The organism is Chryseobacterium aahli (assembly GCF_022699665.1).
In the GTDB taxonomy this organism is placed as follows: domain Bacteria; phylum Bacteroidota; class Bacteroidia; order Flavobacteriales; family Weeksellaceae; genus Chryseobacterium; species Chryseobacterium aahli.
Genome location: NZ_JALDNB010000002.1, coordinates 469,047 through 482,003, shown reverse-complemented (window position 1 = coordinate 482,003; position 12,957 = coordinate 469,047). Strand labels below are relative to the sequence as shown.

8 protein-coding genes are annotated in these 12,957 nt (G+C 37.7%); 7 read left to right on the top strand and 1 reads right to left on the bottom strand.

The features are described from left to right. Positions 1-30 precede the first annotated feature (30 nt). Genes araA through MQX03_RS04495 form a run of 3 tightly spaced genes read left to right on the top strand, consistent with a single transcriptional unit; the run spans position 31 to position 4,438 of the window. Positions 31-1,527 (top strand): L-arabinose isomerase, encoded by a 1,497-nt coding sequence (gene araA, locus MQX03_RS04505; protein WP_242801814.1) that lies wholly within the window; start codon positions 31-33, stop codon positions 1,525-1,527. A 19-nt stretch (positions 1,528-1,546) separates the two neighbouring features. Beyond that, complete coding sequence (locus tag MQX03_RS04500) at positions 1,547-2,707, top strand: aldose epimerase family protein (protein ID WP_242801813.1); 1,161 nt, start codon at positions 1,547-1,549, stop codon at positions 2,705-2,707. A gap of 3 nt (positions 2,708-2,710) precedes the next feature. Next, positions 2,711-4,438, top strand: a complete 1,728-nt coding sequence (locus MQX03_RS04495; RefSeq protein WP_242801812.1) for a sodium:solute symporter family transporter — start codon at positions 2,711-2,713, stop codon at positions 4,436-4,438. Between the two features lie 50 nt (positions 4,439-4,488). Here MQX03_RS04495 and MQX03_RS04490 read toward each other — a convergent pair whose 3' ends face one another. Further along, positions 4,489-5,166 carry an NUDIX hydrolase gene (locus MQX03_RS04490; protein ID WP_242801811.1) on the bottom strand — a complete coding sequence of 226 codons (678 nt, stop codon included), beginning with the start codon at positions 5,164-5,166 and terminating at the stop codon, positions 4,489-4,491. Positions 5,167-5,691: 525 nt separating this feature from the next. Here MQX03_RS04490 and MQX03_RS04485 point away from each other — a divergent pair. The 4 genes from MQX03_RS04485 (at position 5,692) to MQX03_RS04470 (ending at position 12,880) form a co-directional block, all read left to right on the top strand. Further along, a complete protein-coding gene (locus MQX03_RS04485) occupies positions 5,692-8,067 on the top strand; it encodes a glycoside hydrolase family 127 protein (RefSeq protein WP_242801810.1) in 2,376 nt (791 codons plus the stop codon). 27 nt (positions 8,068-8,094) lie between these two features. Then, positions 8,095-10,008, top strand: coding sequence for a sialate O-acetylesterase (locus tag MQX03_RS04480; protein ID WP_242801809.1), 1,914 nt, complete (start codon positions 8,095-8,097; stop codon positions 10,006-10,008). 26 nt (positions 10,009-10,034) lie between these two features. Beyond that, positions 10,035-11,489 (top strand): MFS transporter, encoded by a 1,455-nt coding sequence (locus MQX03_RS04475; RefSeq protein ID WP_242801808.1) that lies wholly within the window; start codon positions 10,035-10,037, stop codon positions 11,487-11,489. 269 nt (positions 11,490-11,758) lie between these two features. Next, entirely contained in the window at positions 11,759-12,880 is a 1,122-nt protein-coding gene (locus MQX03_RS04470; protein WP_242801807.1) for an endo-1,4-beta-xylanase, read from the top strand. The last annotated feature ends 77 nt before the right edge of the window (positions 12,881-12,957 follow it).

The following is a 12,957-nucleotide window of genomic DNA, read 5'->3' as shown; positions in this document are numbered from 1 at the left end:
AAATCAATCATCATTTATCAACTATAATATATGTTAACACCTTTAAATACAAAAGAAATCTGGTTCATCACCGGAAGCCAGCATTTATACGGACCTGAAACTTTAGCTCAGGTTGCGGAACATTCAAGGAAAATCGTAGAAGCACTTAATATTTCTTCATCAATTCCGGTAAAAGTGGTTTTAAAACCAACCGTAAAAACTACAGAAGAAATTTTTGAAACCCTTACAGCCGCCAATTTTTCAAAAGACTGTATTGGTATCGTAACCTGGATGCACACGTTTTCTCCTGCAAAAATGTGGATTCGTGGATTGACCGCTCTGCAAAAACCAATGTTGCATCTTCATACACAGTTCAATCAGGACATTCCGTGGGCTACGATGGATATGGATTTTATGAACCTGAATCAGGCAGCTCACGGCGACCGTGAATTTGGGTTTATGGTAAGTCGTCTCCGCAAAAACAGAAAAGTAGTTGTTGGACATTGGGCAGACGAAAGAGTTCAGAAACAAATCGGAGAATGGAGCCGTGTTGCAGCAGGTTGGGACGATTGGCAAGGTGCTAAATTCGCCCGTTTTGGAGACAATATGAGATATGTTGCCGTAACCGATGGCGACAAAGTAGAAGCGGAAACTAAATTCGGATTTTCAGTAAACACTTGGGGAATCGGGGATTTGGTAAGTGTTGTCAACTCAATCGGCGATGGCGAAATCAAAACTTTGATGGAAGAATATGAAGCCTCATACAAAATGGCGGAATCTCTTCTTTCAGGCGGAAGCAGCAGAAAATCTCTTGAAGCGGCTGCCAGAATAGAATTAGGTTTAGAAAAATTTCTGAAAGAAGGTAATTTCAAAGGCTTCTCAGATACTTTTGAAGACCTTCACGGTTTGGAACAACTTCCCGGAATTGCTGTTCAGAGGTTGATGGAAAAAGGGTATGGTTTTGCAGGAGAAGGCGACTGGAAAACAGCAGCATTAGTTCGTGTAATGAAAACGATGGGACAAGGTCTGAAGGGCGGAAATGCCTTTATGGAAGATTATACGTACCATTTAAATCCTTCAAATCCGTCGGTTTTAGGTTCTCATATGCTGGAAGTTGATCCTGTTTTGGCAGTTGACAAACCATCTTGTGAAATACATCCGTTAGGAATCGGTGGAAAAGCTGACCCGGTTCGTCTCGTCTTCAATTCAAGAGGAAATATCGATTCTTTGAACGCCGCCTTGATGGATTTCGGAAATCATTTCAGACTGTTAATCAACAAAACAAAAGCATTGGAAATCACAGAAGAATTACCAAAACTTCCTGTAGCAAGAGTCCTTTGGAAGCCGCTTCCTGACTTGTACACTGCTGCAGAAGCTTGGATTTTGGCTGGTGGAGCACATCACACGTGTTACAGTGAAAATATAAGTGCGGAAATGCTGGAAGATTTTGCAGAAATTGCTGGAATTGAATCTCTTGTTATCGATGAAGACACTAAAATCCGTGATTTCAAGAACACGCTTCGCTGGAATGAAATCTACTACCGTTAATTTGCTAAATTCCTAAACAATGAAAAAAACAACGATCAACCTGATTATTCTTTTTGCAGTTTTATGTATTTTCGGCTGCAATAAAAAAGAAACTCATCAAAAAACTCAATCAAAAAAAATGGAGAACATACAGGTCTCAGATTACGGAATTACTGCAAAAGGCGATTCCATTAAAAAATATACCTTAACGAATAAAAACGGGATGAAGCTGGAAGTCATCAACTTTGGCGGCATTATCACTTCGCTAACGGCTCCTGATAAAAACGGAAAATATGAAGATGTCGTTTTAGGTTTCACAAAACCTGAAGATTATTTCAACGGAAATCCATACTACTTCGGAGCTTTGATTGGACGTTATGGAAACAGAATTGCCAACGCAAAATTCACTTTGGAAGGCAAAACTTACGACATCGACAAAAACGACGGATCCAACAGCCTTCACGGTGGAAAAGAAGGTTTTCATACCAAATTCTGGAACATTGAACCAGTAAAAGATGCGAAATTTCCAACTTTGAAGCTGACTTACACAAGTGCAGACGGCGAAGAAGGTTATCCTGGAAAACTGACGACAACTGTTTTATATACTTTGACAGACGAAAATGCTTTGGAGATTTCTTACGAAGCAATGACGGATAAAGCAACGGTTGTGAATCTTACCCAACATTCGTATTTCAACCTTTCTGGGAATTTCACAAAAACTATTACTGACCACGAACTGCAAATTAATGCAGACAAGTTTTTACCTGTAAATGAAACATTGATTCCGACTGGTGAACAGAAGTCGGTAAAAGGAAATCCTTTTGATTTTACCACTTCAAAACCAATTGGAAAAGATATCAATGCAGATGACGACCAATTGAAAAAAGGAAAAGGCTACGACCACAACTGGATTCTGAACGGAAACGGAATGAAAAGCATTGCCAAAGTGTATCATCCAGAATCAGGAAGAGTGATGGAAGTTTTGACAGATGAACCTGGCGTTCAGTTCTATTCCGGAAATTTCTTGGACGGTAAATTCGATACCAAAACTGGTGGGAAAAATGAATTCAGAACAGGTTTTTGTCTTGAAACCCAGCATTTCCCGGATTCTCCGAATCAAGCTTCTTTCCCTTCAACTGAATTGAAGCCGGGTCAAAAATACCAGTCAAAAACAATTTATAAATTCTCAGTTAAAAAATAAAATATGGGAAACTTAGCAACTATTGATATCGTCATATTTCTGGTCTATTTTGTGGTGGTAGCCGGTTACGGAATCTGGATTTACAACAGAAAAAAAACCACATCTACAGGGAGTAAAGACTATTTTCTTGCTGAAGGTTCGCTTACTTGGTGGGCGATTGGAGCAAGTTTAATTGCTTCTAATATTTCAGCAGAACAATTCATCGGGATGTCCGGAGAAGGATTTTTTGTGGGAGTTGCCGTTGCAGCTTACGAATGGATTGCTGCTCTTGCTTTGATTATTATTGCGATCTGGTTCATTCCGATTTATCTAAAAAATAAGATTTATACAATGCCTCAGTTTCTTGAAAGGCGTTACAACAAATCGGTTTCACTGATTATGGCAGTTTTCTGGCTGTTCCTTTATGTCATTGTGAATTTAACTTCAATTCTTTACCTCGGAGCTTTGGCTATCGATACTTTATTGGGCGGAGACAACCTTCACATCATTATGATCGGATTGCTTCTTATGGCTTTATTGATTGGTTTGGGCGGAATGAAAGTAATCGGTTACACCGACGTAATTCAGGTTGCAGTTTTAATTATTGGAGGTTTTGCTACGGTGTATATGGCTCTTCAAATCGTTGACCAGAGAATCAACGGAGCTGTCATAGGAAATGCTTTCGCAGGTTTTCAAACATTGATGAAAGAGGCACCACAACATTTTAATTTGATTCTTGATAAACCGACCACAACCACTACCACATTGGCAATGCCGGAAAATCTTAGTGTTCAAAAATATGTTGTTCTCCCAGGGTTGGCGATGTATTTTGCAGGTCAGTGGATTGTAAACCTAAATTATTGGGGATGCAACCAATACATCACGCAACGTGCTTTGGGAGCAGATTTGAAGACCGCAAGAACCGGAATTTTATTCGCAGGATTTTTGAAATTATTTATGCCGATTATTGTAATGCTTCCGGGAATTGCTGCTTATGTTTTATATACGAAAGGACATTTGCCAGGTTTCAATGGGGTAAAAGACGGTGCTTATTCTGCAATTTTAGGATTTTTACCAACCGGATTGAAAGGTCTTGCAGTGGCAGCTTTGACGGCGGCAATTGTAGCTTCGTTGGCTGGAAAAGTCAACAGTATTTCCACAATTTTCACTTTAGATATTTATAAAAAATATTTGAAAGCTGATGCGACAGAAATCCAAATGGTAAGAACAGGACGTTGGGCAATTATCGTGGCAATGTTTGTAGCTCTGGCATTTACTTGGACAGATGTTTTGGGAATCGGAGGCGAAGGCGGATTTACATTCATCCAGAAATATACAGGATTTATAAGTCCGGGTGTTTTTGCGATGTTCCTTTTGGGAATGTTCTGGAAGAGAACCACAGGAACTGCAGCTTTAGTAGGCGTTCTTCTTGGTTTTTTGCTGGCGATTTTCTTCAACAGTTTTGCAGTAGATATTTTCGGAAAAGAAACGTGGTTGTACACCGCTTTTACGTATGAAAAATTAGAAAATGGAGTCGTGCAGACCATTACAGAAATTCCATTTTTGATTAATATGGGATGGTCATTCTTTATCACGGTTGCCGTAATGGTGATGATCAGTTTGGCTGGCCCGAAAGTGAATCCGAAAGCTTTTGCTATTGACGCAACAATGTTTAAAGTTGATAACAGAACTTTGGTGTTGATCGTAGTGACATTGCTTCTATTAACCGCACTTTATGTAAGATTCTGGTAATCTGAAAATACTTAAAAAAAATAGGATGTCGTTATCGGCATCCTATTTTTTTATATCTTAAACATAAAACCTTCAGCGATTTTTTTATGGTATTTTTCTTCGTCAAAAGTATAGAGAAAAGAACCTTTTTTGGAAGAACTCATATCTTTCTCGTTCGTATTTACCAAGACATCCAGTGCATTGATTTTGCTTGTGAAATTCCGTTTGTCATATTTTTCATCAAAAATCGCTTCGTAAAGATTCTGCAGATCTTTCATTGTGAATTTTTCGGGAAGCAATTCGAATCCGATCGGTCTTGTAGTTGCCCTTCTTCTCAATCTCAGCACGGCGTCTTTTACCATTGCATTGTGATCAAAAATCAAATCTGGGTGACCTTTTAAATCAAACCATTTGGCACTGTACTTCTCATTGATTTGAATAGAATCCTGAATGTTAATCAAGGCGTAATGTGATATCGACATTATTCTGGCACTCGGATCGCGGTCGACTGCGGTGTAGGTATTCAATTGTTCGAGATAGATGTTTTCAAGACCTGTTAGCGCATTCAGAATACGATCGGCCGCCTGGTCAGAACTTTCCTGTTCATTGATAAATCCACCCATCAGTGACCAATCTCCTTTATTGGGTTCAAAATTTCTTTTGATCAGAAGAATTTTAAGATTTTCTCCATCAAAACCGAAAATAATACAGTCTACTGCGACAAAATGTTTAGGATAATTCTCTTCCATCAAAAATGATTTTATACAAAGTTAAAGGTTTTAAGTAGATTTTAATATGAAAAATAAATAAATGTGTATTGAACACTTTATTTTTCTGTCATTACCTTTTTTTTAATGATTTGCTGGTTTCAAGAAGTGTTTTGGGGAATTGTTTTCATCTTTTCTGCAATTTATTTGCTAAAATTACTATGAATACTATGTGAATGTAATGTTAAAATTATGTTAAAATTACGTTTTGAATTTAAGTTTAAAATTTATTCGACATATTATTTAAAATACGATAAGTATGAATATAAATTTTCATTGTTTTTTATAAACCCACTCTATCTATTTTGATAATGACTAAATTATATTTATTTAATTGATATTGTATGGTTTGTCTATTCTTGTTTTTTATGATAAGGTAAAGCCTTTTTAAGTTTTTTTTCATTGTCCTAAAATGCTTTTACAATAAGATTTATTTCTAAATGATGAAAATTGTTTGCCATATAGATACTTTCTTTTATTTTAGAAATGTAGAAATAAAATTTATTAATGAACAAAAAATCACTGATATTATTTTTAGGCTTTACTTCACTTGCTTTTGGGCAGGTGAAGAAAAATGTTAGCTACTTTCCGCTCAACAAGGTTCATTTGTCCGAAAGTGTTTTCAGCAAAGCGATGCAGACCGATGAAAAATATATCCTCTCGATGGATGCAGATCGTCTTCTTGCACCATATCTGAAAGAAGCAGGACTGAAACCCAAAAAAGAAAATTATCCCAATTGGGAAAATACAGGATTGGACGGTCATGTCGGCGGTCATTATATTTCGGCTTTGGCGTTGATGTACGCATCGACGGGTGATGACAAAATCAAACAGCGTCTGGATTATATGATTGATGAATTGGAGCGTTGCCAAAATCTTTCGGAAAACGGCTATCTTTCAGGTATTCCGAACGGTAAAAAAATCTGGAAAGAAATTGCCGATGGAAACATTCGTGCCGCAACTTTCGGGTTGAATGACCGATGGGTTCCTTTATATAATATTCACAAAATTTATTCTGGTTTACGCGATGCCTATTGGTATGCAGACAGTGAGAAAGCAAAAAAAATGCTGATAAAACTCACAGATTGGATGGCTGATGAAGTTTCCGGACTTTCCGATGAACAGATTCAGGATATGCTTCGAAGCGAACACGGCGGTCTGAATGAAGTTTTTGCCGACATTTACGACATTACAAAAAATCCGAAATATCTAAAGCTTGCCCATCGTTTTTCTCATCTTGCAATTCTGAATCCATTGTTGATTCAGGAAGATAAACTCACAGGAATCCACGCTAACACACAGATTCCGAAAGTGATTGGTTTTAAAAGAATTGCAAATTTAGAAAATAACAAAGAGTGGAGCAATGCAACAGATTTTTTCTGGACGAATGTTACCCAAAAAAGGTCAGCGATTATCGGAGGAAACAGTGTAAGCGAGCATTTCAATCCCATTAATGATTTCAGCGGAATGATTAAAAGTATCGAAGGTCCCGAAACCTGCAATACGTATAATATGCTCAAGCTTTCCAAAGAATTGTATGCGACGAATCCAAAATCATCTTACGTAGATTATTACGAAAGAGCTTTGTACAATCATATTCTTTCCACACAAAATCCTGAAAAAGGCGGTTTTGTCTACTTCACGCCGATGCGTCCCGGCCATTACAGGGTTTATTCTCAGCCGGAAACCAGCTTTTGGTGCTGCGTAGGTTCGGGGATGGAAAATCACGCCAAATACGGTGAAATGATTTATGCGTATTCTGATGAAGATTTATACGTGAACTTGTTTATTCCTTCCATTCTAAAATGGTCTGAAAAGAAATTGGTTCTAAGACAGGAAAATAATTTCCCTGAAAATCCATCGACAAAATTAGTTTTTGATGTCGCTTCAAAATCAAATATAAATTTAAAATTAAGAGCTCCGGAATGGGCAAATGCTTCTGAAATTACGATTTCAGTTAACGGTAAAAATGTCAATGTTCCGGTTGATGCTGAAGGTTATTTTACCATCCAAAGAAAATGGAAAAAAGGAGATGTTATCGAAATGAAAATGCCGATGCACCTTTCCGCAGAGCAGCTTCCTGACCATTCGGATTATTTTGCCTTCAAATATGGTCCTATAGTTTTGGCTGCCAAATATGGAAAAGAAAATCAGGACGGACTTTTCGCAGATGACAGCAGAGGCGGACATATTGCGCACGGAAAGCAAATTCCGTTAAATGAAATCCCTACTATTTTGGGAAATTCGACTTCAGTTTTAAGCCATTTGAAACCAGTTATCGATAAAGATTTAACATTCAAACTGACAGGTTTATACCCCGAAAATAAGTTCAGCGACGGATTAGAATTGGTTCCGTTTTATAAAATTCAGGAAGAACGTTACATTATTTATTTTCCGCAGGCAACTCAGGATAAAATCGAAATGATTCAGAAACAGAAAGCCAGAGAAGAAGAGGAAATCAGAAAACTGGATAATATCACAATCGATAAAATCCAACTTGGCGAACAGCAACCGGAATCCGACCATTTCATCGACAGCAAAGATTCCAACACCGGATATATGGAAGATCGCCATTTCCGTGAGGCTAAAGGCTGGTTCAGCTATCAGATGAGAAACAAAGGTAAAAATGCACAATACCTTTTTCTTGTGTATTTTGATGCCAATAACAACCGTACTTTGAATGCAGAAGTCAACGGAATCAAAGTGATTTCTAAAAATTTTGATGGAAAAATGGGTGGTTCTCCACAATCCTTATTAATCCCTATTCCTGAATCTGAAAGTAGGAAAGAGATTCTTAATGTGAAATTTAACACAAATGAAAAATCGCTTACACCGAAAATCATCGAGGTAAGATTGCTGACCCAAATGCCAGATAAAAACTAAAAATAAACTGCAGAATTCAAATTTGCTATGAAAAACAGAATCTTTTTTAAAATATTAATTTTATTTGTAGGCTCATTATGCATTTCTTTTATCAATGCAAAAATCAAACTTCCGGCATTGGTTTCAGATGGAATGGTTTTGCAGCGTAACCAAAAACTGAATGTTTGGGGAAAAGCCGATGCAGGAGAAAAAGTGGAAGTGAAATTCCTCAATAAAAATTACAAAACCACTGCTGACCAAACCGGAAACTGGAAAATCACACTTCCCGAGCAAAAAGCCGGAGGTCCTTACACGATGACCATCAATGAGATTACACTAAAAGATATTCTCATCGGCGACGTCTGGCTCGCTTCCGGACAATCGAATATGGAACTGCCGATGCGCAGACTAACTCCGCTGTATGCTGACGAAATTAAAAATGCAAATAACCAGAACATTAGGTTTTTTACAGTACCTCAAAAATATAATTTTAAGCTACCTCAAACCGAGCTTGATGGCGGAAAATGGGAAGCGACAAACCCACAGACGATACTTAATTTTTCAGGAGTTGCTTACTTTTTCGCAAAAGAATTAAGCCAGAAAAATAAAGTTGCCGTTGGAATTATACACGCAAGTTTAGGAGGTTCGCCGATTCAGGCGTGGATGGATGAAAATTCTCTGAAAAAATATCCTGAATATCTGGACGAAGCCAAAAAATGGCAGAATGATGATTTAATAAAATCTACCGAATCCGGCGAGCAGGCGTTAAGCAAAGCGTGGTACACAGAACTCGACCAAAGCGATATCGGATTAAACCAACATTGGGAAAGTTTCGACCTAAACGATTCTGATTGGAAAACAATGAATATTCCCGGTTCCTGGGAAGATAAGGAAGGTTCTTTTGAAGGTTCAGTTTGGTTCAGAAAAGAAATTAATTTAACCAAAAATCAGACTGGGAAAACCGCATTTTTAAATTTAGGAAGAATAAAAGATGCAGATGTCACTTACATCAACGGCGTAAAAGTAGGCAATGTAACCTACGAATATCCGCCACGTTGGTACGATATTCCGGCAGGAGTTTTAAAGGAAGGGAAAAATGTGATTGCTGTTAGAATTTCAAACGGAAGCGGAAAAGGTCAGTTCATTGCTGACAAGCCTTATTACTTAGAAATCGACGGAAATAAAATCGATTTAAAAACCGAATGGAAATATAAAATCGGTGCTAAAATGGAAAAAATGGCTCCCGGAACTACTTTTATCCGTTGGAAACCGACCGGATTGTATAATGCAATGATTAATCCGCTTATCAGTTATAATATCAAAGGTGCAATTTGGTATCAGGGCGAAAGCAACACCGGAAAACCAAAAGAATACGGCGATTTGCTGACCACAATGATTACAGATTGGCGAAATAAATGGAATCAGAAAGAGATGCCTTTTTTCACAGTCCAATTAGCCAATTTTATGGAACCAAAAACACAGCCTATTGAAAGCAATTGGGCAGAACTCAGAGAACAGCAACGTCAGGTTTCGCTGAAAGTTCCGAACACCGGACTTGCTGTGATTATCGATATAGGAGAGTGGAATGACATTCACCCTTTAAACAAAAAAACAGTTGGAGACCGATTGGCTTTACAGGCACTGAAAGTTGCAGACAAAAAGAACATCATCGCAGACGGACCGGTTTATCAAACAATGAAAGTGGAAGAGAATAAAATTATTCTTTCCTTTAAAAATGGAACTGATGATTTTGCACCCGTTTCAGAACTGAAAGGTTTTGCCGTCAAAGGAAAAGACGCAAAATATGAATGGGCAAAAGCAAAAATGGAAGGCAATAAAATCATTGTCTGGAATGACAACATTTCAAATCCCGTTTCAGTAAGATACGATTGGGCAGACAATCCCGACGGAAATCTGAAAAACAAGACCGGACTTCCCGCATCGCCATTTACAACAGAATAATCAATTATCATTTATAAATTATTAAAATGAACAACTCATCTCAAAAAATATCTGTCGTTGAAAAAATCGGCTACAGTTTAGGAGATTTAGCCGCCAATCTGGTTTTCCAGACTTTGGTGACGTATTTAGCTTATTTTTACACCGATATTTACGGATTAAAACCAGAAGATGCATCCATCATTACACTTACGGTCGGTTTATTGGCTGGTTTTGTTTTCAACCCGATGGTTGGAGCTTTGGCAGACAGAACCAGAACAAAATGGGGGAAATTCCGTCCGTGGATTTTATTAACAGCAATTCCGTTGGGTGCTGCGGCACTTTTTGCATTCAGCACACCCGATTTTTCTTATAAAGGAAAAATGATGTATGCAGCAATTACTTATTCTGTTTTACTATTACTTTACGCAGCTAATAATTTACCTTACGCAGCTTTGAGTGGTGTAATCACAGGTGATATGAGCGAAAGAAACAGTATTTCTTCTTATCGTTTTGTAGCTGTGATGTTTGCGCAGTTCTTCGTTCAGGTATTTATGTTACCCATTATTTTATCAGCTGGACACGGTGACAAAGCAGCCGGAATCGAGGTGGTAATGACCTGGCTGGCAATTATCGGAACGGTAATGTTACTCATCACTTTTCTCACAACCAAAGAAAGAGTCATTCCAAAACCGGAGCAAGAATCTACTTTAAGCGCTGATTTAAAAGATTTAAAGAAAAACAAACCGTGGATTATTATGTTAACGGTTACCGCATTGATTTTCATTACATTGGCAATGAAAGGCGGTTCATATGTATATTATTTTAACAATTATGTTGACGAAGCTTCACTTCAGCAATTTATATCGCCAATTACCGATTTTTTCAATTCCATTGGGATGAATTTCTTTGGCGAGGACCCTCGTTCAGCAGGTTTTGGACTGTTTAATGGAGGCGGAATTATTATGATGATTGTTGGAATCACTTTCTCGAAAAAGTTTGCAGATAAATATGGCAAAAGAGATGCCTTCATCGCATCACTTTTTATATCAACATTATTTGTCTTAGCGTTTATATTTTATCCACCAAAATCGGTTGGATTAATGTTTTTGTCACAGATTCTACACGGTTTCTTTTACGGCATCGGAACGCCATTACTTTGGGCAATGATTGCAGACGTTGCCGATTATTCAGAATGGAAAAACAACAGACGTGCAACAGCCATTATTTTCTCGGCAATGATGGTCGGATTAAAGGTTGGCTTAAGCATCGGAAGTTCATTGGTAGCATTAATTATAGGAAAATACGGTTACATTTCCTCAGAAGGTGCAATGAGCGTTGTTCAGCCGGAAAGTGTTTCGGACGGAGCTAAAATGCTGGTCAGCGTATTTCCGTCCATCCCGTTCTTTTTAGCGTGTGGATTGCTTATGTTCTACGAAATCAACAAGAAAAAAGAAATCGAAATTGAACACGACCTTAAAGAAAGACGGAAAGCGAAAGATTAATAATATAATAAAAATTTGGGCAGCTTTATCCGTCTTCCACTCCCAATCTTTTTTGCCAAAGCTTTTCCAGCCGCAAAAAAAGGATTTCCGTTCAAGCCGGGCTGCGAGCGATTCGACGTATTAAAAAAAACTTTACTAGGGTTAAAAAAGGAATTTTATTTGAACTTTTGTATTTCTTCGCTGAGTTTACGCCTTTGCGAACTTAAAAAAAGCATAGTAGTCAAAAAAATCTTTGCGCGCATTGCGTTTAAATTTTAAAAAAAATAATTATGAAAAAAATAGTAGCATTATTAGGAATTTTAACTTTGACCGTCTCCTGCAAGACAGCCAACACGGCAACTTCCAACGATTCCCTGAAAAATGCATTCAAAAATAAATTCTACATCGGTACCGCAATGAGCTTACCTCAAATTGACGGGACAGAGGTAAAGTCTGTAGAAATTATTAAAAATCAGTTCAGCTCCATCGTTGCAGAAAACTGTATGAAATCGATGTTTCTTCAACCTGAAGAAGGAAAATTCTTTTTTGATGATGCCGATAAATTTGTAGCTTTTGGAGAGAAAAATAAAATGTTCATCATCGGTCATACGTTGATTTGGCATTCCCAATTACCAAAATGGTTTTTCGTAGACAAAGATGGAAAAGATGTTTCTGCCGAAGTCTTAAAACAAAGAATGAAAAATCATATTACCACTGTTGTCACAAGATACAAAGGTCGTGTAAAAGGTTGGGATGTGGTTAATGAAGCCATTATGGAAGATGGGATTTACAGAAAATCTAAGTTTTACGAAATTTTGGGTGAAGAATTTATTCCGTTAGCTTTTCAATACGCTCAGGAAGCAGACCCAAATGCAGAACTCTATTACAACGATTACAACGAATGGCATCCCGGAAAAGTAAAAACCGTGAGCAAAATGGTTCAAACCTTAAAATCCAGAGGAATCCGCATCGATGGAGTAGGAATGCAGACCCACGTTGGCCTAGATACACCAACCCTTGACGAATATGAAAAAGCAATTCTTGATTACGCAGCCAACGGCGTAAAAATCAATGTTACTGAAATGGAAATCAGCGCACTTCCGTCACCTTGGGGAACTTCTGCCAACGTTTCCGACAAAGTAGAATATGAAGCGAAAATGAATCCTTACACAGCCGGACTTCCCGAAAATGTAAAAACAGAATGGGAAAACCGTTATCTGGATTTTTTCAGATTATTCCTGAAACATCAGGATAAAATCAGAAGAGTAACCTTGTGGGGGACTACCGATGCCCAATCCTGGAAAAACGATTTCCCGGTAAAAGGCAGAACCGATTATCCGTTACTTTTCGACCGGAGTAATCAGACAAAACCTGTGGTGGGAAAAATCATTCAGTTAACGAAAGAAAAATAACAAATCAATTTTAATTAAACCACAAAAGGCACAAAAGAAAGTTTTGAAAATTGAGTTATTCAAAGAATAAAGAAGCC

Bases quoted from the DNA above. Each gene is read 5' to 3' on its own strand.
- MQX03_RS04485 (WP_242801810.1), top strand. From the start codon at position 5,692: ATGAACAAAAAATCACTGATATTATTTTTAGGCTTTACTTCACTTGCT.
- MQX03_RS04480 (WP_242801809.1), top strand. From the start codon at position 8,095: ATGAAAAACAGAATCTTTTTTAAAATATTAATTTTATTTGTAGGCTCA.
- MQX03_RS04500 (WP_242801813.1), top strand. From the start codon at position 1,547: ATGAAAAAAACAACGATCAACCTGATTATTCTTTTTGCAGTTTTATGT.
- MQX03_RS04470 (WP_242801807.1), top strand. From the start codon at position 11,759: ATGAAAAAAATAGTAGCATTATTAGGAATTTTAACTTTGACCGTCTCC.
- MQX03_RS04490 (WP_242801811.1), bottom strand. From the start codon at position 5,166: ATGGAAGAGAATTATCCTAAACATTTTGTCGCAGTAGACTGTATTATT.
- MQX03_RS04495 (WP_242801812.1), top strand. From the start codon at position 2,711: ATGGGAAACTTAGCAACTATTGATATCGTCATATTTCTGGTCTATTTT.
- araA (WP_242801814.1), top strand. From the start codon at position 31: ATGTTAACACCTTTAAATACAAAAGAAATCTGGTTCATCACCGGAAGC.
- MQX03_RS04475 (WP_242801808.1), top strand. From the start codon at position 10,035: ATGAACAACTCATCTCAAAAAATATCTGTCGTTGAAAAAATCGGCTAC.